We start from the raw sequence: 19,274 nt of genomic DNA on the forward strand, positions 1-19,274 counted from the left end.
TATAAGAAATTAAACATCTTTTATACTATATAACTGTGGAATCTCTGAATCCCAACCATAGGTTTCTTTGATGCCTCTTTGAACGGCTTCTGCACCTTCTTTTTCACCGTGTACAATGAAAATCCGTTTTGGTTTGTTTTTTATCTTACTCATCCAATCCATAAGTTCTGCGTGGTCAGCGTGTGCCGAGAGACCTTCAACTTCAGCTACCTGCATTTTGAAAGGCACCCATTTTCCGTAGACTTTTAGTTCCTTTTCGCCTTCCAATAATTTTCTTCCACGGGTTCCTTCAGCTTGATAACCCACAAAAAGCAACGTGTTATTAGGGTTTTGCGCCTGTGTTTCAAGATAGTTGAGCATTCTACCTCCAGTAAGCATTCCACTTCCTGCAATCACAATTTTTGGTTTATTATCCATTCGCAATTCTAAAGTTTCACGATAACTTTTTACTACTGTGAAATGTGAACACATTTCATCACATTCATTGTCTTCCAGCCTGTGCCAATCTCTCGTGCGGTGGAATAGCTCTAATACACTAGCCCCCATTGGACTATCCATTATCATTTGTACTTTGGGTATTTTGTTCTCCTTAAGTAATTTCCAAAAAATAAGCATCATCAGTTGCGCGCGTTCTACAGAAAAGCTAGGAACAAATAGGCTGCCGCCTCTATCAAAAGTGTCTTTGACTAATTTTTCAATCTGCGGTATCGCTTCCACTTCATCAGGATGAAATCTTCCGCCGTAAGTGGATTCTATGAATAGTACATCAGCCTTTTTAGGTTTTAGAGGTGGATACAATAGTAAATCGTTCGTTCTTCCAATATCTCCTGAAAAAACAAAGCGTTTTCCGTGGACATCCAACTCGATGTAGGTAGCACCAAGAATGTGTCCGTTATATTGAAATCGAGCCCTGATGCCATCAAATAATGGAATCCATTGTGCTTGCGGAACGCCCTTAAAATGTGGAATGGTTTTTTCTACATCTTTTAAATCGTAGAGTGGATCTGCTGGGCTATGCTTGGAATACCCTTCCTTATTGGCACGGTCGGCTTCCTGCTCCTGTATTTTGCCACTATCATTAAGTATGATCTTTGCGATGTCAAGCGTTGGATTGGTGCCATATATAGATCCCTTAAATCCTTGTTTAACCAACCTTGGCAGATATCCAGTATGGTCTAAATGGCCGTGTGTTAGCAAAACCATATCAATTTCTGAAACTTCCACAGGTAGATATTCCCAGTTTTTAAGGCGTAATTCTTTTAACCCTTGAAAAAGTCCGCAGTCTATGAGTATTTTTCTATCGCCTGTGTCCACTAAATATTTTGAGCCGGTTACTGTACCTGCTGCGCCCAAAAAGTGGATATTTATTTTATTATTTTTCATTTTTAGTTATTTTTATGTGGTTATAAATTATTTGTATCAATGGGGAACCCGCCAGTTAGTTAACGCCACAACAAGAAGGGGTGTTGCCCTGTTCTTTATCAGTTGTGTACAATGCCACAACTTCCTTATATAAGCCGTGAAAATCTTCTTTAATAAGTTGTGCTATTTTCTTGGCAACTTTTGGGTCGGTACTTACCATCTCCAATACTGTTTTAAAAGCCTCTTTTAGCAATTTATTATCATCTTCCAAGGCTTGATAAAATGGTTCGAAATCTATGCTATTCTGTTGTTTCAATTTTTTAGTTTTCATAAGTTTTGTATTTAAGATTGTTAAATTTTATATCTTTAATCGTTATGCGCTTTTACATAGCGCTTCAGAATCTTCTAAAATCTTTTTGTGTCTTTTTTTATCAATTCCTATCTGTTCTAATAACGTAGGGTTTTCGTGAAGCTCTTTGCAGAGTACAATGTCTTTATCCAATAGTTTTGTTTTTTCGGCTTTTGTGAGCGTTGTTAAAGCGGTTAGTGGGTGGAAGCCAGATTTATCTATTCTATCTTTTAAACCGTTTCCCATAGGATAATCCCAACTTGTTAATAACAATCCTACACATGTACCATATTGAATTGCGTCAGTTGTAAATCGCGTATTAGTGTACACACCTCCTTTATGAAGTTTAGTTTCGTGGCCTTTTTTATGTTCCCACTTCGCTTTAACATCCAGAAATCTAGATTGGATATAAAGCGGAATTTTTACATTGCAAGTCCTTCTTTGGTCGCTATGATATTTACATTCAATCATATAATGTTTGTTTTCTTTTTGAGCTATTACGTCTATTTCGTGCTGCACACAATTACCCTGAACAATCACACCAACTTTTGTTGCATATCCTTCGTGCGCAAATAATTTTCCCACTAGTTTTTCAAAAGGAAAGCCAGAGGGGCCCAATTCCATCAGGGCTTTTTTGAGTTTATATTTTGAAGCACTTACCCTTGATTTGCTCTTTAGCATTTTGAATGCCATTTGATAGATTTTTTTGGTGGTAATTCCGTCATATAATTGGTTTTCAACTTGCGTCACTATTTGCTGAATCAATCCTTCATTAGCTTGTGAGCGTCTTAAGGAATTGATAAGCTTATCCACATCAAAGGGGACTACATCGCCAGAATACTTCACTATGTTGATTGAATTTTTCATTTTTCAATATGTATTGTCATTACTGGAAGTTCAGAATGATTGGTTACACCCTCGGCAATACTTTTTGAAAATAAACTCAAAAAGCCAGTCTTTCCGTGGGTGCTCATTGCAATTAAATCTGCTGACTGATGTTTTAAAAAGGTATTGATTCCTTCCTCTACTGATGACTCATTTTGAACGTTCATTGAATACTTCTTCAAGTCAGGAAACTTTTCAAGGAATTCCTTAACAGGATTTAAGCCTTGCTCAATACTATTGAAATCCGTTTCTGTATTTATACGTAATAAATGGATTTTAGCATCACATTTTTGAGCAATGGAAAGGACTGCTTGAAACGGATGACTAACATCCTCGTCAAAAGCAGAGACAAATAGAATATCCTTAAAGGGGAAAATTACTTCCTCCTCCTTAACCACGATAATTGGTGCATTGGCTTTACGTACAATTTTCTCAACATTACTGCCTGTTATTTCTCTTACACGACCTTTAGTACCGCTACTTCCGGTAATAATAAAATCGTGGTGGAAATGGCCTGAATGTTCCAGAATATCTTTTTGTCCTGAATCGAACTGAAGAAAGGTTCGACATTCTAACCCTTGGTGTTCTGCCATTCTTTCTAGTTCAAGTAATTTGGATTTGGCAATGCCAATTTGTTTTACAGTTTCTGGATAGCGCTTTTCTTTGAGTTTGTCGAGTTTTACCCAATCGACAGGTGTTGTCATTAAATGCAGAAAGTGGATTTCGGCATTATATAATTTTGCCATTTTAATCCCAAGGTGTGCTGCCTTGTCGCAATTTTTTGAGAAATTAGTGGGTACTAGAATATTCTTCATGTTGATTTTTTTTATGATTATGCTATTGTTATTTTCTTTTCCAGATATACACTTTGCACTTGGTTGAGTAATTCCAAACCTCCTTTAAAAGGTTTCTGAAAGGCTTTTCTACCTAAAATCAAACCAGAACCGCCAGCTCTTTTATTGATAACAGCGGTTGTCACAGCTTCAGTCATATCTGATTCGCCTTTGGAACCTCCACCTGAATTTATTAATCCTATTTTTCCCATATAACAATTTGCCACCTGTAACCTGCATAGGTCAATAGGATGTTCTGTGGTAAGTATTTTGTACATTTCATCATCATATTTACCAAACCCTATTTCTTTAAATCCGAAATTATTGGTTGGTAATTTTTGTTTGATGATATCAGCCTGAATGGTAACGCCCAAATGATTTGCCTGCCCTGTTAAATCGGCAGCTGCGTGATAATCTTCTTTTTCGGTTTTAAATGATTCGTTGCGTAAATAGCACCACAAGATGGTTGCCATCCCCAAATTGTGCGCTTCTTCAAAAGCTTCGGCTATTTCTTTAAGCTGTCGGTTGCTTTCAGCTGAACCAAAATAAATAGTGGCACCTACGGCAACGGCTCCCATATCCCAAGCCGATTTTACCTTGCCAAAAAGGGTTTGGTCATATTTATTGGGATAGGTAAGAAGCTCGTTATGGTTAATCTTGACAATGAACGGGATTCTATGGGCATATTTTCGGGCATTGAGCCCCAAAATGCCAAAGGTGGACGCTACACCGTTGCATCCAGCTTCAATAGCGAGTTTTATTATGTTTTCCGGGTCAAAATAATCCGGGTTTTTATAGAATGAAAATGCGGCACTATGCTCAATACCTTGATCCACAGGGAGTATGTTCAAATATCCTGTGCCACCCAGATTTCCGTGATTGTATAATTGGGCAAGACTTCGAAGCACCTGTGGATTTCTATTGCTTTTGGCAAATACCTTTTCAAAACTATTTTTGCTCGGGGTTTGCAGTTCGTCCTTTGTAATTTTTTCACAAACGTGGTCTAAATAGAAGGAAGCCTTGTTCCCTAAATTTTCAACTATATTTTTATAAACATCCATAACATAATGATTTATTAGATTCCTAAACTTTTATTGGTTTTTGAAATAGACTTTGCTCCATTTGTTTCAATTCCAGTAAGTGCTCGAATGGCATCGATAGTTTCAGGGATAACAATAGCTTGATTATCCACCACATAGGCATAGAACAATTCATCACCCACAACTTTCAGCATATCTTCCCAGAGGGCAACTTCATACATATCGCCCCAAGGCCTTCCCATATCCAAAAACATTTCCTTGATGGTATTGTTGGAAACCAAACCTTGGTCATATTGAATTAGTTTAATACGGCTGGACGTTCTAAAAGCATTAAGCACTTCTTCTTTTGTGGCCTTCTTTTTCAATTTCACATTCCAGTAGTGCATATGGCTTAAAGTTTCGGGCACTTTTACTGCGGAAGTGATGACATCCAAATCTGGATCAACACTTTTAGCATCAGGACCTTGATGGCTCGGAATATCTCTTTCGGGAACCATTGTGTTCATAATACCACCTAAATGACTTTCCCAAGGATCTGTCGCTCTTCTTAAAAGTGTGCCTCTGGCATAATCCAATAAATCGGCTCTTTTTAGGGCCGTCAATGTTCTTAAAATAGAAGTGGTGTTGCAAGAAACGACCCTTGTAGCATTTAGATTTATAGCTGATTTATAATTGTTTTCGGCACTAAAGGAATGTCCCGTGGTTTCGTGTTTTTCGCCACCCTGAACAATAAATTTGATGCTTTTTTCTTTATAGATTTCTACATTCTGAGCCGCAATTTTTTTAGGCGTACAGTCCACCACGAGATCTGATTTCTCTAAAAGTTCTTGCCTATTGCCTTTTACTGAAATCCCTTCGGACTTCATTTTATCAGCTGCTTCTTCGGTAGCTGCGTAGATGTCAAACTCCTTTCTTACGGCATTTTGTATGCGCCAATCGCTAATGATATCGCACACTCCCGCAAGTTTCATATCGTCTTGTAAATTGATGGCATCGGCCACCCTTTTTCCAATGACTCCGTATCCTATAACTGCTATGTTTTTCATTATTTTTTATTTAATTAATTTTAGGTTATTGTTTCAATGAGTCTTTTATGATGGGTTTTGATTATAATTTATCGATAACGGCCTCTATCAATAAGAGGCCGAAGTTTCAAGAACTGACGGTTATCCACAGCACCCACCACCCGATTTTTTTGGCGCATTGGTCTCTTGTTCTCCTGCAACACCATAATTGCCGGCTTTTGATAATACTGCCTGTAATTGTGCCATATTTATAGCACTATCTGCTTGTATAACTGCTTTTGGTGGAGACAGGCTTACAGATACTGCTTTTATACCTACTATTTGACTCAATGCTTTTTCGACGGTCTTTACACAACCGCCACAGCTCATTCCTTTAATTGCTACTTGTTGTTCCATAATCTTGATTTTTTAATTGTTATTATTTTTTATATAAACTGTTTTTACTACTTCTATCACTTATCTACTTTTTATTTTTGTTGTCCTTACTTATCTGTTCCATAATATTGAGTATTAAATAATTTATATTTTTATTTGACAGGTTTGTTGTCGTCCATTCCCATTGGCATATTGCCTTCAGTATCCGTATGCGAAATCATAAAAAGACGTTCCGCAACAATTATTAGAACAATCCCAATGGCCGCTACAATAAGTACCAAAGGATCGTTCAAATATTTTATATAAAGAAAGGCAGAGAGTACCGCAATGTCCATTATAATAGCCGTCAAAGGAATGATAGGTTGAAAATTCACTTCGTTTTTAAGATGGCGGAAAAGTCCCCAATGGATAGCAATATCCATAATGAGATAGAATATAGCTCCAATGGAAGCAATTCTTGTTAAATCGAACAGAACAGTTAATAAAATAGCAAGTGAAACCGTGAAGATGAGGGCGGGATTTTTAAACTTTGCTATTTTTTTTAAGGATGGAACCTGCTTCATATCACTCAACATCCCCAACAAGCGTGAGGCTGAAAACACACTTGCGATAACTCCAGAAAAAGTGGCTACGATAGCTATAGCTATGGTAATCCAAGAACCCCATTCCCCAAAAATGGGTTGGGCAGCGGCAGCCAAGGCATAGTCTTTTGCTTCGATTATTTCTGGGATGCTTAAACCTCCTGCAACAGCAAGTGCCAACGCTACATAAATAATCGTACAGATTAGAATAGAAATAATAATGGATCGCCCAAGGTTCTTATGTGGATTTTTAATGTCTCCACCCTGATTTGTAATAGTAGTGAACCCTTTATAAGCAAGAATCGCCAACGCCAAGGCAGCAACAAACCCTAATCCTTGTGGCAAGGCTTCGGTATTTTTTGGAATATAGTTTCCAGTGATATCTGCAAATCCAGAAACTATTAGACCAGCAATGGCGAGTATTGCTATACCTGTAACTTTAATAATTGCCGTAAAGGTGGCTGTTGTGCCAATTACTTTATTACCTAGAATATTCACGATATAGGCCATTACCAAAAGCAGAATACCAAGAACGGATGCGTAACCTGCAAAACTATCTGGTAATAAGCGAAGCGTATAGGCGCCAAAAGTACCGGCAACCAAACTTTCTGAAACTACCATTGAGACATACATCAATAAAGAAAAGACACCCGTTGTAGTTCCTGGGCCATAGGATTTATTTAAAAATTTAACGACACCTCCAGAGGAAGGAAAAGCATTTGAGAACTTTACATAGGAATAAGAACTGAAACCCACAACAACAGCACCTGCAATAAAAGCAATTGGGAATAAATCGCCCACTAGCTCTGCTATTTGTCCCATAAGGACAAAAATCCCGGCGCCAATCATTACGCCAGTGCCAAGAGAAATGGAACCTATTAAGGAAAGCTTATTATTTTTGTCTTTGGTGTTTTTCATATCGAAATTATTTATTCGTGTGATTGATTGATGATTTTGGTTTAAAATCTCTAATAATCAAGCGGTTGCTCTTTTCATAAGTGAAATAGCTTACCGCCCAATTAAAACCAACCATCAATCTATTTCTAAATCCGCTTATGGATAGCAAGTGTATAATAGACCAAAGTAACCAAGCGAAATAGCCTGCAAACTTGAATTTGCCTAAATCAGCTACTGCTTTACGTTTACCTACTGTTGCCAGTGAACCTTTATCTCTATATTCGAAAGGTTTTATGGGCTCATCATTAATAAGTTTCAATATTGTGTCGCCAAGATATTTCCCTTGTTGAATAGCTGTTTGCGCCACTTGTGGATGTCCTTTTGGTGTCTCTTCTGTAATTATGGCCGCTATATCGCCTATGGCAAATATGTTTTCGTAGCCTTCTACTTTTAAATTGTCATCGGTCTTGATACGGTTTCCTTTGACTATGTTTTTTTCATCTATACCTTTAGGGAATAGCCCCTTAACACCTGCTGTCCAGATTAGGTTTTTGGCTAAAATGGTCTTTCCGCTTTTTGTGGTAACCTGTGAGCCGTCATAATCACTAACCGATTCATTGAATAGTACTTTTACATTTAAGTCCTTCAAATACTTCAAGGTTTTAGTAGAAGCTTTATCTGACATAGTTGATAGCAACATATTATTTGCTTCAACGAGATAAATTTTCATTATTGAAGAAGGGTACTCTGGATAATCCTTCGGTAGAATGTATTTACAGAATTCTGCCAAAGCTCCAGCCATTTCTACGCCAGCAGGACCACCGCCAACAATAACAAAATTGGTTAGGGAATCCCTTTCTTCTTCATCGCAAGTTATTGCAGCCTCTTCCAGATTTTGCAGCATCATATGACGTATGTTTAGGGAGTCGCGAATATCCTTCATCCCTAAACTGTTTTCGGCTACGCTATCCATACCAAAAAAATTAGTGGTCGTGCCCGTTGCCAGCACGAGGTAATCGTAATGAATTTTTCCTTTAGAAGTTATTAGGGTATTTGAAGAAGGCTGAATTTCCTCGACTTCGGCCAAACGAAACAACACATTTTTATATCCATTAATTTGTTTTCTGAATGGAAATACAATACTGTCAGGTTCCAAAGCACTCGTTGCCACTTGATAAAATAAAGGCTGAAATTGATGGAAGTTATTCTTATCGAACAGGACTACCTGAAGTTCTTTGTGTTTTAGTTTTTTTACCAAGGCCAAACCTGCAAAGCCTCCACCAATGATAACAATACGTGGAAATTTAGTGTCTGGAAGACAGATAGTTTCACTGTTAGTATTTATTGTTTGATTAATTTTCATTTTTTAAAGTATTTATAAGGATTTTGGTTTTACATATTAATTATCTTTATTTAGTATACTGTAATCAAGTTCGCTATTAGAATTTATTTTCTATAACTTTTTTTGATAAATCGAGTTATTACCAATAGTGTAAGAATAATCAATGATCATATAAACCATCCGCTGCATAACTCCTAAAGGATATTCCTATTTTTAACTTTTATTTGAGCGTTGTAAAAAGCTGCAACGCAAGCACCAATTAACCAACCCAAAATGAAAGTTTGAACGATTCCAAAAAACACTTCCAATAAAGGAACGTCCATCCTGATAATATTGGTAGTATCCAAACCGTGTAAAAGGTTGTTGAAAAAAGTGATTGTTTCTTCTCGTCCTGCTGTTGCCATTACGATTATACAGCCTAAATAAATTAAGGCACCTGTAAGACCAAAAGCAAAGCCAAGTTTTTTATATTTAATCGATACATGATTTTTTAGTTTTGAGTTAGTTCTCTGAGGTCAAAATATTTTTAGACTCTTCAAATTCTTCTTTAGATATTTCGCCAATGGCAAAACGCTTTTTCAAAATATCCAAAGGGCTTTCTTTCTTTGATTTTTGATATGGAATCTCTGCTGGGATAAAGAATATCCAAGCGATTAAAATGATCCAAATAATCCACCATATTAGGTGCATACCTCCAAAATGTCCGTCGTAAAAATGCATAGTTTTAGTTTTTAGTTGTTATTAATTTATTTCTGTGATTTTATATTCATTGAGCTCATCGAGATGCTTTTGTAATTGGGCCATAAAAATCGCTGCTTTTTATATGTTGAGGTGTGCCTCTAAAGTCTTCTTGACCTTTACGACACAACCACCACAACTGATTCCGTTAATTTGAAATTTTTGTTTCATTTTTTTTGTTTTTTAATGATGATGACCTTTGTGTTCTTCTTTAGAACCTATGCTAGCTATCTCTTTGCTTTTTTTACTATCCGTTTCTTTATGCTGCGAATGATTATGACCACTGTTTCCGTGTGAACCGTGGAGCATAAACAGATGAATGGCAAATATGAAAATGATAAAAATGAAGAGAGATGAACCGTCTCCAAAACCCAATGATGGTGCTAAAAAGATGAACAGTAGTGGTAGCCCATAACCGATGACCATCCATATCCATTGATTATTTTTCATTGTTTTAATTTTTAGTATTCAACATTCGTTTTTGTTCTTCATATTCTTCTTTGGATATTTCGCCCTTGGCGAATCGGTTGTCCAGAATACCCATAGGATTTTCTCTCTTCACAGTATTTTGTCTATTTCTTCCATTGTAAAGAAATAGGCCTAATACAAGCACAACCGGTATCAATATCCACCACCACATCATCATAATTATATAGTTTTAATAGTTAACTAATTATTTCTATTTTAAATTATCCTAATCTTTAGGGGTAGAATTTATTATTCTTCATGTTTCATTTTTCCTGCCATTTTCTTTACCATTTCAGGATTTTTTCCCATCATTTTCTGCATCATTTCTTCCATCATTTCGTTGTTATGGATTTCATCCATTACCATTTTACGACCCTTTTCACTCTCCATCATTTTAGCGAGCATTTTGGATTGCATCTTTTGCATCATTTCTGGGTTTTTATCCATCATCATCTGCATATGGGATTGCATCTTTTCTTTCATTTCAGGGTTTTTTTCCATCATCATTTTCATATTCCCAGATTCCATCTGTTCCATATGGGCCTTCATCAACATTTTCTTGGCCTCTTTACTTTTTTGTGCCTCACTGATGAAATTGGTAAACTGATTAGGGTTTGAAATGATTTCTTGATAAATAGCATTTCTATTTTCTACTACCTGCATTGTCTCGGTAGCATTGAAGGATGATTTGCAACTGAACAGTGTTGCCACTATTCCAATTGTCATTAAAATTTTTACTGTTTTTTTCATTTTTTTCATTTTTAGATTATTAAATATTCGATTAAACTGATTTTTTATACTCGGAAATTGACGATTAGGAATTTTGAGGTTCATTACAATCTATAACCTATTGGGGAGTTCTCCCACAAAATCCACATGGCTCTCCATTTTTATTGAGCTTAGGATTTTGACTTGCACACGTTCCTGCAAACTTGCCATCTTTTCTAATCCAAATTTTTATGGCTATTCCTGCAATTCCCAATCCTAAAAGGATAACAGTGATTAATATTAGTTTCATAGTTTGTCTATTTTTTTCTTGTTGTTATACCACCAAATTGCCAGAAGGACAAATGGTATAATCTATGCATACATCATAATTTCTTGATTTTAATACTATGTTAATTGTACATGTCTCCCGTATTTTTTCCCTTATCGCCCATCATCTTCATACTGGATTGCATACAAGCTTCACTCATCATACCTTCATTTTGCATTATTAACATCATATGATTCATCATTTTTCCGTCTTTCATCATTGAATGTATCATATTCATTGTCATAGTGCTGTCTTTCATCATATTGAAGCCCTCACCCTTCATCATCATATTCATCATGCCTTTATTTCCTTGCATCATTTGCATAGCCTGATTATTTCCTTGCATATTCTCCATAAATTCGTTCATATAATCATCATCCTGGGTAATGGTATTAAAAACCTCTGTGCGGGTTTCAGGACTTTCCATTAATGATTGAGGATTTATTTTTTGTTTGCAACTGTTAAAGCTTAGAAGCCCAATTGCGGATAAAATAATTAGTAGTGTTTTCATAATTTTCTATTTTTATTTAGTTAAACATTTATTTTAATTTTAATAAATCCATTCCTAGCAATCCATTAATCATAACTGAAGGAATTGGTTGTCAGCTATTAAGTGTTAGGTTTTTAAAAGGTTTCCATTTTTGTGATTTTCTTTTCAGTACATTTCATTATCAATCAATTTTTTTAACACTACATTTATTGTCGCTTCCTTTTAACGCAACCAAATTGCGAGAGATAAACCTTGATGAAATGGCAGGTGGATTTTTATATTTAGGTGAGACGTGAATGGCCAACTGGGTTAAATGGTCAAGGGTTTTTCCTACTTTATCTATAACCACTTCAAAATAATGATAGCTAACCACGTCCTTGTTAAAAATGTCATTGGAGCCAATGGTTTCTTTTTCAACTTTTAACAGCAATGCTTTGCCATATTCAAAGTTGACAGCGTTCAAGAATTGTGGTTTTATGACTGCTTTTCCAGTTTTATCAATATAGACGTAATTGAGTGCACCATCTTTTTGATGGGCAATTAGGTCTCTTTCGTTACTAAATATGGGATAGGATGCCTTTTCTGTTTGGTTTGACACTAAATGCTTTCGAAAATCAACGATTATTTTTCCATCTTGATCAATAAAACGCCATTCATTACCCTTTTTAATGGCAGCTACGTCATTGTTAAAAAGCGGGATATACTCTAGATTTTCTAAAGTTTTTGAAATTCCTAAAAAGGGAATTAATATTATTATTATTATTATCAAATATTTCATTTTGGAATGATTTAATTGTTAAAATTAATGATTGCCTGAAGCTTCCATCTGCATAACTTTCGTTGTTATTTATATAATTTCATCATAGAAATTCTGTTTCCAATTTTCTGTATTTTTATAATCGTTCATACTCATTCCCACGACTTCTTTAAACTGTCTAGATAAATGATTGATACTGCTGTAGTCTAGCAAATAGCCTATATCTGAAAAGGAATATTGCTTTAATTGAATGAGTTCTCTGACTTTCTCTATCTTTAATTTGATAAAGTACTTTTCAATGGTCGTTTTTTCATTGGTAGAAAATAATTTGCTCAATATTTTGTAATCACGATGAAGGCTTGATGCCAGTAACTCAGATATTTTTATTTTAATATGCAATGGCAGCTCCTGCAATTGTTCGATTAAAATAATCTTGATTCTTTCTGTGAGCAATTCATCTTCGCTCTCGACGATTTCAAAATCATTGGCGTGAAGTACTGCTGTAACGGCTTCGATAATTTCATTGTTCGTTTTATTTGATGCTTCTACTAACAACCTTCCAAGTTCCAATGAAAGTACTGTTACATCAAGTTCCTGTAATTCTTGCTTAATTACTTTTAAGCAGCGATTACAGACCATATTCTTAATCCAAAATTCTTTTGGTTCTTTCATAATAAGTGATATGTTGCCATTGGGAATTACGCTCAATAGTTTGTAAGGTTATAGTACGACAGGGTAGAATAGAGCCTACTCAATTTTTAAAAAGGGTACGACAAATGTGAGCCAGAAATGATAGTTTGGCTATAGTTATGGGGCAGATTAATTTTAATCTGCGATGTAGAAATTCAAATTAAAAAGGTCTCGTTGAGAATAATAATATCTGTAAATAGGAGGGGCGGTCTATAGGCTTGAAAAGAAATTGCGTTTTTCTCTTGTCCCTTAAAAAGACTGATATAGTTGTAAAATAAAGTATTGATGAAAACGAGCGTCTCGTTTTCTACTTTGATATTGGATTTTTTGAAAGTATCATCCCCTTCTTTGACAATGGTTTGGTTGCTACAACAATCTTTCTCCTTAAAGGTAGTGCATTGATTGTTAGGTATGTCTTTTTTTTGATCTTTGTCTTGGCAGACTTTTGCTTTGCCTATAATGGACATATCTACCAATTTATTGCAACAATAATGCATATCTACCGTAAAGGAAGAGGTAGAAAACAGTATCAAAACTGCTAAAAAGAAAGATAATATTTTAGTTAATATATATATCACATTTTAAAGGTAAGCTTTTTGTTGCTTAATATTTTAATTTTCGAAGCATTATTTAAACACTTGTATATTAGGTATTTGTATTTATTAAATAAATTTAATAAGAGCTAAGATATTATTTTAAATATAAAAAAAGGATGATATCTGTCATACAATATTAAATATAAAAAACGTTTCTTTGCACTTATGGAAATAATAAATAATTAAGGAAGGGATTTAATAGTGTGATTTTTACTAAATTTTTTAAAAAAAGTTAAATTTATGAATTTAGTATCTATTTTTTTTATATTTGTAATCTAATGAATTTATTTTTACATAAAATATCAGCATTTTGCTTAGCACTTATAGTGTTACTATCAACGTTGTCATTTACCGTTGATAGTCATTATTGTGGTGATATTTTAGTGGATTCTTCCTTATTTGGACACGTTGAGACCTGCGGTATGGAGAAACAACAATCCAAGAATGATTGTAAAAGTGAAGTTCAGGATGATTCTTGCTGTTCAGATAAGCAAGTAGTTGTTGAAGGTCAGGATGACTTAAAAATATCTTTTGACACCTTAAATCTTGAGCAACAAGTCTTTGTTGCAAGTTTTTTCCATTCTTATATTAATCTCTTTGACACTCTAGATACGAACATCGTTTCTTTTAGAGATTATGCAGTTCCCTTTCTCATACGGGATATACAAAAGCTACACGAGACGTATTTAATTTGATTTTAAACAGTTTCCGATAAATTTCGGGAAGATTTGCCCTATGGCTACAACCATTTTCATTTTGGGCTCATTTTGTTGTGTTTAATTTTCTGAGCTGATCAGAATGTTGCACCAAGTATAACTGTTTAAAAATCAATACCAATGCTAAATAAAAGCATCAAATTTTTAATAGAAAATAAATTAGTAGCAGTTTTACTACTAGTTTTATTCGTAGCCTGGGGAGTCGTAAATGCTCCTTTTGAATGGAACACTGGCTCGTTTCCCCGAAACCCTGTGGCTGTAGATGCCATTCCTGATATTGGAGAAAACCAACAAATTGTATTTACCAAATGGGATGGTCGTTCCCCGCAAGATATCGAGGATCAAATCACCTATCCTTTAACCACTTCACTTCTAGGTATTCCTGGGGTTAAAACCATACGAAGTTCTTCTATGTTTGGCTTTTCTAGTATTTATATCATTTTTGAAGAAGATATTGAATTTTACTGGAGCCGAAGCCGTATTCTGGAAAAACTGAATTCTTTACCAGCAGGATTGCTTCCTGATGGTGTTAACCCTGCTCTGGGTCCAGATGCGACTGGTCTAGGACAAATCTATTGGTACACACTTGAAGGTCGTGATGAAAATGGTAACGTAACTGGTGGATGGGATTTACAAGAATTGCGAAGCATTCAAGATTTCTATGTGAAATATGCACTGTCTTCGGCAAGCGGAGTTTCTGAAGTAGCTTCTATTGGTGGTTATGTTTTGGAATACCAAGTAGATGTCAACCCAGAGTTGATGAAACAATACAAGATTGGTTTAAACGACGTAGTAAAAGCAGTAAAACAAAGTAATAAAGATGTTGGAGCGCAAACCCTAGAAATAAATCAAGCAGAATATCTTGTACGTGGATTGGGATATATTAAATCCATTGCTGATTTGGAAAATGCTGTAGTCACATCAGAAAACTTTACCTCAATACGTTTAAAGGACATTGCTGAAGTTTCCCACGGACCCGCTACAAGAAGGGGGCTCTTAGATAAAGAAGGGGCAGAAGTAGTAGGAGGTGTTGTGGTGGCACGTTATGGTGCAAACCCGATGGAGGTTATTAGCAACGTCAAGGAAAAAATAAGTGAATTGAGTTCAGGTTTGCCTTCCAAATTATTGAGTGATGGTAGAACATCGCAGCTTACTGTAGTTCCGTTTTATGACAGGTCGGAACTCATTCAAGAAACTTTGGGTACGCTGGACGAGGCTCTTACATTAGAAATTTTAATTACCATTTTCGTAATCGTTATAATGGTATTTAATTTAAGAGCTTCCATTTTAATATCCGGTCTCTTGCCAGTAGCAGTCTTAATGGTATTCATTTCAATGAAGCTATTTAACGTAGATGCCAATATCGTCGCATTATCGGGTATCGCGATTGCTATTGGAACCATGGTGGATGTGGGTGTTATTCTTACAGAAAATGTGCTGCGGCATATAGATGAAAATGACGAGAACCTGCCAATGGACACCGTCGTTTATAAAGCGACCGCCGAGGTATCTGGTGCTATATTGACTGCGGTAATGACCACTATCATTAGTTTTATTCCTGTATTCACAATGATTGGTGCTGAAGGTAAATTATTTAGACCATTGGCATTTACAAAAACTTCAGCATTAGCAGCTTCTCTAGTTGTGGCCTTATTCTTAATTCCACCGTTTGCAGCCTATTTATTTAAAAAGCGTAACATAAAGACTTCCTTTAGTTATATGCTGAATGGAGCGATGATTATTCTTGGTACTGTATCAATTATTTTTGGATATCCACTAGGATTAATATTAGTGGCATTTGGTGTAGTGGGTATCCTTTCGTTAAAAGAAAAGATTACTGAAAAACGTGCCAATACCATTAACATCTTTGTTTCTGCCTTTACTATTATATTTTTATTGGCAGAATATTGGAGGCCACTAGGAGTAGATCGAAGCATCTTTATAAATTTAATTTTTGTAGGTCTTATCTGTTTTGGTCTTCTAGGTGTGTTTACCCTTTTTAGAAAATATTATGTGCGAATTTTAAATTGGGCATTGCGTAATAAGCTGTTGTTTCTTTCCGTACCCACCGCAATTATAATATTTGGCGTATTGATTATGCGAGATACTGGTAAGGAATTTATGCCCTCACTTAACGAAGGTTCCTTTTTGTTGATGCCCACTTCAATGCCACACGCTGGAGTTGAAGAGAATAAACGTGTTTTACAGCAACTGGATATGGCAGTAGCAAGCCTTCCGGAAATTGAAACAGTAGTTGGTAAATCCGGTCGTACAGAATCGGCATTAGATCCAGCACCTTTATCAATGTATGAAAATATTATTCAATACAAATCAGAATACATCCTAAACGAGAAAAGGGAAAGACAGCGCTATAAAGTGAATGAAGACGGACTGTTTATTCTAAAGGATGCTCGCTTGGTTGTAAATCCAAATAGTGAAGTCGATGCTAAAGCAAACTATGATGTATCCAAACTAAAAGATCCTTTTTCTGTGACTAGTTCACAGCTTATCCCAGATGATGATGGAGAATACTTTAGAAACTGGCGACCAGAAATTGACTCCCCAGATGATATTTGGAAAGAAATCGTTAGGGTTACAAAGCTTCCAGGAGTTACTTCAGCACCTAAACTACAGCCCATTGAAACCCGTTTGGTGATGTTGCAAACCGGTATGCGAGCACCAATGGGAATAAAGGTAAAAGGACAGGATTTAAAAGAGATTGAATCGTTTGGAGTACAATTGGAAGGTATATTAAAACAAGCAGATGGTGTTAAGAAAGAAGCTGTATTTGCTGACCGTATTGTCGGGAAACCATATCTGCTTTTGGATATAGATAGAGAGCGACTTGTTCGATATGGTATTACCGTAGAACAAGTACAGCAAGTTATACAAGTGGCTGTTGGCGGTATGGTACTTACGCAAACGGTTGAAGGTAGAGAGCGTTATGGTATTCGAGTTCGCTACCCAAGGGAACTACGTGCAAACCCAAATGATTTAAAGGACATCTATGTTCCTGTTGAAAAAGGGAGTCCGGTACCATTGAGCGAACTCGTTTCCATCCGTTATGAAAAAGGACCACAGGTGATAAAGAGTGAAGACACGTTCTTGATGGGGTACGTTCTTTTTGATAAACTTGATGGGTTTGCCGAAGTAGATGTCGTGGAAAATGCCCAAGCTCTAATTCAAGAAAAAATAGATAGTGGAGAACTTATAGTCCCTAAAGGGATTAACTATCGATTTACAGGTACTTATGAAAATCAGTTACGAGCCGAGAAAACTTTAGGCGTGGTAGTGCCATTAGCATTAGGAATTATATTTCTTATTCTTTATTTCCAATTCCGTTCGGTAGCTACATCCTTGATGGTTTTTACTGGAATCGCTGTTGCCTTTGCAGGTGGATTTTTAATGATTTGGTTTTATGGTCAGGATTGGTTCTTAAATTTTAACTTCTTTGGAGAAAATTTACGAGACCTGTTTCAAATGCACACTATCAATTTAAGTGTTGCTGTTTGGGTTGGGTTTATTGCTCTGTTTGGTATTGCTACCGATGATGGTGTGGTAATGGCAACTTACTTAACCCAGACCTTTGATAGAAATACACCAGAAACAAAACAGGAAATAAGAGCTTCTGTAGTGGAAGCAGGAGAAAAACGTATTCGTCCTTGCCTAATGACAACGGCTACAACAATACTTGCGTTACTTCCAGTATTGACATCAACTGGTCGTGGTAGTGATATAATGATTCCAATGGCAATTCCTTCATTTGGTGGGATGTTAATAGCACTTGTAACCCTATTTGTTGTACCAGTCCTATTTAGCTGGAAACAAGAATTTCAATTAAAAAGAGCTACAAAATGAGATATATAATTTTAATAGCACTTGTTTTTTTCGCTTTCGCGAAAGTAAATGCACAAGATTTAGCATCCTATATTCAGGAAGCTGAAAAGAACAATCCAGAAATTCAAGCTTTTGAACTACGCTACAATATAGCTGAAGAAAAAGTAAATGAAGCTGATTGGTTACCGAATACAGAAATCGGTGCAGGCTACTTTGTAAGTGAACCTGAAACCCGAACAGGAGCGCAACGTGCGCGTTTTTCTATAAAACAAATGTTGCCGTGGTTTGGAACCATATCAGCAAGGGAAAATTATGCCTCGTCAATGGCCGAAGCCCAATTTGTGGAAGTGACCATTGCTAAACGAAAGCTCGCGCTTACTGTTTCACAATTCTATTACCAGCTTTATGGAATTAGTGCAAAGCAGGAAGTACTTGATGAAAATATAGTACTCTTGCAGACCTATGAACGCCTTGCACTCACATCTTTGGAAGTAGGAAAGGCATCAGCGGTAGATGTGTTGCGTTTACAGATTAGACAAAATGAATTACAACAGGAGAAAGACGTCTTAATTCAGCAATACAAGGGTATACAAGCTGCTATAAACGGTTTAATGAACCGAGATTATGATAAAGATGCGTTAGTGGTTTCTTATTTGGAAATTCCAGTAAAGGACAATTTTTATAGTTACGAAGCCTTGTCTTTAAATCCAGAATTGCTCAAATATGATAAGCTTTACGAATCAGTCGCTCAATCGGAACTTTTGAATCAACGGGAGGCCTTTCCAATGCTCGGTTTTGGATTGGATTACATACCCGTTACTGAAAGAACGGATATGAGTCTAATTGACAATGGGAAAGACATCGTGATGCCAATGGTTTCAATTACCATTCCCATTTTCAATAATCGATATAAATCAATTTCAAAACAAAATGAACTGCGTAAGCAGGAATTACACTCCCAGAAAGATGAGAGATTGAATGTGCTAGTAGCTGAATTATCAAAAGCAATTTCTCAACGCAATCAGTCGCGAATTAAATTCAATACACAAGAGAAAAACCTAAAACAGGCTGAAGATGCGGAAGAAATTCTTATTAAAAATTATGAAACGGGAACTATAGATTTTAATGATGTGCTGGACATTCAGGAATTACAATTGAAGTTTCAAATGGGACAGATTGAAACAACAAAACTTTATTATGTTCAAACCGCTCTTATTAATTATTTAACGAATTAATTGAGAGCATCATTCAATGAAT

General features: G+C 35.9%; 22 protein-coding genes. 3 read left to right on the plus strand and 19 right to left on the minus strand.

Translation table 11 applies throughout. The features are described from left to right. Nucleotides 1–9: 9 nt before the first annotated feature. From ES676_RS11915 to ES676_RS12010, 19 genes are all read right to left on the minus strand, one after another. On the minus strand, nt 10–1,383 hold the full coding sequence (locus ES676_RS11915; RefSeq protein ID WP_148370556.1) for an MBL fold metallo-hydrolase RNA specificity domain-containing protein: 1,374 nt from the start codon (nt 1,381–1,383) through the stop codon (nt 10–12). A gap of 55 nt (nt 1,384–1,438) precedes the next feature. Further along, nucleotides 1,439–1,693 (minus strand): hypothetical protein, encoded by a 255-nt coding sequence (locus ES676_RS11920; RefSeq protein ID WP_148370557.1) that lies wholly within the window; start codon nt 1,691–1,693, stop codon nt 1,439–1,441. 42 nt (nt 1,694–1,735) lie between these two features. Beyond that, complete coding sequence (locus ES676_RS11925) at nt 1,736–2,578, minus strand: ATP cone domain-containing protein (RefSeq protein WP_148370558.1); 843 nt, start codon at nt 2,576–2,578, stop codon at nt 1,736–1,738. After that, nucleotides 2,575–3,411, minus strand: coding sequence for a universal stress protein (locus ES676_RS11930; protein WP_148370559.1), 837 nt, complete (start codon nt 3,409–3,411; stop codon nt 2,575–2,577). The genes ES676_RS11925 and ES676_RS11930 overlap by 4 nt, the downstream gene beginning before the upstream one ends. Nucleotides 3,412–3,428: 17 nt before the next feature. After that, nucleotides 3,429–4,490: a class I fructose-bisphosphate aldolase gene (locus ES676_RS11935; RefSeq protein ID WP_148370560.1), complete on the minus strand. Its 1,062-nt coding sequence runs from the start codon at nt 4,488–4,490 to the stop codon at nt 3,429–3,431. A 14-nt stretch (nt 4,491–4,504) separates the two neighbouring features. Further along, nucleotides 4,505–5,515 (minus strand): type II glyceraldehyde-3-phosphate dehydrogenase, encoded by a 1,011-nt coding sequence (locus tag ES676_RS11940; RefSeq protein ID WP_148370561.1) that lies wholly within the window; start codon nt 5,513–5,515, stop codon nt 4,505–4,507. Nucleotides 5,516–5,635: 120 nt separating this feature from the next. Then, nucleotides 5,636–5,890: a heavy-metal-associated domain-containing protein gene (locus tag ES676_RS11945; protein ID WP_148370562.1), complete on the minus strand. Its 255-nt coding sequence runs from the start codon at nt 5,888–5,890 to the stop codon at nt 5,636–5,638. Nucleotides 5,891–6,021: 131 nt separating this feature from the next. Beyond that, a complete protein-coding gene (locus ES676_RS11950; RefSeq protein ID WP_148370563.1) occupies nt 6,022–7,368 on the minus strand; it encodes an APC family permease in 1,347 nt (448 codons plus the stop codon). A gap of 7 nt (nt 7,369–7,375) precedes the next feature. Beyond that, entirely contained in the window at nt 7,376–8,710 is a 1,335-nt protein-coding gene (locus tag ES676_RS11955) for an NAD(P)/FAD-dependent oxidoreductase (protein ID WP_148370564.1), read from the minus strand. Nucleotides 8,711–8,883: 173 nt separating this feature from the next. Continuing rightward, entirely contained in the window at nt 8,884–9,165 is a 282-nt protein-coding gene (locus ES676_RS11960) for a DUF5676 family membrane protein (RefSeq protein ID WP_148370565.1), read from the minus strand. Between the two features lie 25 nt (nt 9,166–9,190). Further along, nucleotides 9,191–9,409 carry an SHOCT domain-containing protein gene (locus tag ES676_RS11965; protein WP_148370566.1) on the minus strand — a complete coding sequence of 73 codons (219 nt, stop codon included), beginning with the start codon at nt 9,407–9,409 and terminating at the stop codon, nt 9,191–9,193. A 201-nt stretch (nt 9,410–9,610) separates the two neighbouring features. Then, nucleotides 9,611–9,877 (minus strand): hypothetical protein, encoded by a 267-nt coding sequence (locus ES676_RS11975; protein ID WP_148370567.1) that lies wholly within the window; start codon nt 9,875–9,877, stop codon nt 9,611–9,613. Nucleotides 9,878–9,881: 4 nt separating this feature from the next. Further along, nucleotides 9,882–10,073, minus strand: a complete 192-nt coding sequence (locus ES676_RS11980) for an SHOCT domain-containing protein (RefSeq protein WP_148370568.1) — start codon at nt 10,071–10,073, stop codon at nt 9,882–9,884. Between the two features lie 71 nt (nt 10,074–10,144). After that, nucleotides 10,145–10,645: a hypothetical protein gene (locus tag ES676_RS11985; RefSeq protein WP_246130356.1), complete on the minus strand. Its 501-nt coding sequence runs from the start codon at nt 10,643–10,645 to the stop codon at nt 10,145–10,147. Between the two features lie 97 nt (nt 10,646–10,742). Beyond that, complete coding sequence (locus tag ES676_RS11990) at nt 10,743–10,913, minus strand: membrane or secreted protein (RefSeq protein WP_148370569.1); 171 nt, start codon at nt 10,911–10,913, stop codon at nt 10,743–10,745. A gap of 100 nt (nt 10,914–11,013) precedes the next feature. Beyond that, the gene (locus tag ES676_RS11995; protein WP_148370570.1) at nt 11,014–11,442 is read right to left on the minus strand and encodes a DUF4175 domain-containing protein; all 429 of its coding nucleotides are present in this window, start codon (nt 11,440–11,442) and stop codon (nt 11,014–11,016) included. 160 nt (nt 11,443–11,602) lie between these two features. Beyond that, on the minus strand, nt 11,603–12,199 hold the full coding sequence (locus ES676_RS12000; protein WP_148370571.1) for a WG repeat-containing protein: 597 nt from the start codon (nt 12,197–12,199) through the stop codon (nt 11,603–11,605). 69 nt (nt 12,200–12,268) lie between these two features. Beyond that, nucleotides 12,269–12,850, minus strand: coding sequence for a helix-turn-helix domain-containing protein (locus ES676_RS12005; protein WP_148370572.1), 582 nt, complete (start codon nt 12,848–12,850; stop codon nt 12,269–12,271). Between the two features lie 173 nt (nt 12,851–13,023). After that, complete coding sequence (locus ES676_RS12010) at nt 13,024–13,446, minus strand: HYC_CC_PP family protein (RefSeq protein ID WP_148370573.1); 423 nt, start codon at nt 13,444–13,446, stop codon at nt 13,024–13,026. 296 nt (nt 13,447–13,742) lie between these two features. On the opposite strand from ES676_RS12010, the gene ES676_RS12015 reads away from it, so the two are divergent. The 3 genes from ES676_RS12015 (at nt 13,743) to ES676_RS12025 (ending at nt 19,252) form a co-directional block, all read left to right on the plus strand. Further along, nucleotides 13,743–14,159, plus strand: a complete 417-nt coding sequence (locus ES676_RS12015) for an HYC_CC_PP family protein (RefSeq protein WP_148370574.1) — start codon at nt 13,743–13,745, stop codon at nt 14,157–14,159. Nucleotides 14,160–14,300: 141 nt separating this feature from the next. Next, nucleotides 14,301–18,038 (plus strand): efflux RND transporter permease subunit, encoded by a 3,738-nt coding sequence (locus ES676_RS12020; protein WP_148370575.1) that lies wholly within the window; start codon nt 14,301–14,303, stop codon nt 18,036–18,038. Further along, the gene (locus ES676_RS12025; RefSeq protein WP_148370576.1) at nt 18,035–19,252 is read left to right on the plus strand and encodes a TolC family protein; all 1,218 of its coding nucleotides are present in this window, start codon (nt 18,035–18,037) and stop codon (nt 19,250–19,252) included. Before ES676_RS12020 ends, ES676_RS12025 begins: the two co-directional genes overlap by 4 nt. The last annotated feature ends 22 nt before the right edge of the window (nt 19,253–19,274 follow it).

This window comes from Bizionia saleffrena, assembly GCF_008086175.1.
Taxonomy (GTDB): Bacteria; Bacteroidota; Bacteroidia; order Flavobacteriales; family Flavobacteriaceae; genus Bizionia; species Bizionia saleffrena.

Coding starts and splice junctions, on each gene's coding strand:
- ES676_RS11920 (WP_148370557.1), bottom strand. CDS start 1,693: ATGAAAACTAAAAAATTGAAACAACAGAATAGCATAGATTTCGAACCA.
- ES676_RS11975 (WP_148370567.1), bottom strand. CDS start 9,877: ATGAAAAATAATCAATGGATATGGATGGTCATCGGTTATGGGCTACCA.
- ES676_RS11950 (WP_148370563.1), bottom strand. CDS start 7,368: ATGAAAAACACCAAAGACAAAAATAATAAGCTTTCCTTAATAGGTTCC.
- ES676_RS11945 (WP_148370562.1), bottom strand. CDS start 5,890: ATGGAACAACAAGTAGCAATTAAAGGAATGAGCTGTGGCGGTTGTGTA.
- ES676_RS11915 (WP_148370556.1), bottom strand. CDS start 1,383: ATGAAAAATAATAAAATAAATATCCACTTTTTGGGCGCAGCAGGTACA.
- ES676_RS12005 (WP_148370572.1), bottom strand. CDS start 12,850: ATGAAAGAACCAAAAGAATTTTGGATTAAGAATATGGTCTGTAATCGC.
- ES676_RS12015 (WP_148370574.1), top strand. CDS start 13,743: ATGAATTTATTTTTACATAAAATATCAGCATTTTGCTTAGCACTTATA.
- ES676_RS12020 (WP_148370575.1), top strand. CDS start 14,301: ATGCTAAATAAAAGCATCAAATTTTTAATAGAAAATAAATTAGTAGCA.
- ES676_RS11980 (WP_148370568.1), bottom strand. CDS start 10,073: ATGATGATGTGGTGGTGGATATTGATACCGGTTGTGCTTGTATTAGGC.
- ES676_RS11990 (WP_148370569.1), bottom strand. CDS start 10,913: ATGAAACTAATATTAATCACTGTTATCCTTTTAGGATTGGGAATTGCA.
- ES676_RS12025 (WP_148370576.1), top strand. CDS start 18,035: ATGAGATATATAATTTTAATAGCACTTGTTTTTTTCGCTTTCGCGAAA.
- ES676_RS11955 (WP_148370564.1), bottom strand. CDS start 8,710: ATGAAAATTAATCAAACAATAAATACTAACAGTGAAACTATCTGTCTT.
- ES676_RS11965 (WP_148370566.1), bottom strand. CDS start 9,409: ATGCATTTTTACGACGGACATTTTGGAGGTATGCACCTAATATGGTGG.
- ES676_RS11985 (WP_246130356.1), bottom strand. CDS start 10,645: ATGAAAAAAACAGTAAAAATTTTAATGACAATTGGAATAGTGGCAACA.
- ES676_RS11940 (WP_148370561.1), bottom strand. CDS start 5,515: ATGAAAAACATAGCAGTTATAGGATACGGAGTCATTGGAAAAAGGGTG.
- ES676_RS11930 (WP_148370559.1), bottom strand. CDS start 3,411: ATGAAGAATATTCTAGTACCCACTAATTTCTCAAAAAATTGCGACAAG.
- ES676_RS12000 (WP_148370571.1), bottom strand. CDS start 12,199: ATGAAATATTTGATAATAATAATAATAATATTAATTCCCTTTTTAGGA.
- ES676_RS11925 (WP_148370558.1), bottom strand. CDS start 2,578: ATGAAAAATTCAATCAACATAGTGAAGTATTCTGGCGATGTAGTCCCC.
- ES676_RS11935 (WP_148370560.1), bottom strand. CDS start 4,490: ATGGATGTTTATAAAAATATAGTTGAAAATTTAGGGAACAAGGCTTCC.
- ES676_RS11995 (WP_148370570.1), bottom strand. CDS start 11,442: ATGAAAACACTACTAATTATTTTATCCGCAATTGGGCTTCTAAGCTTT.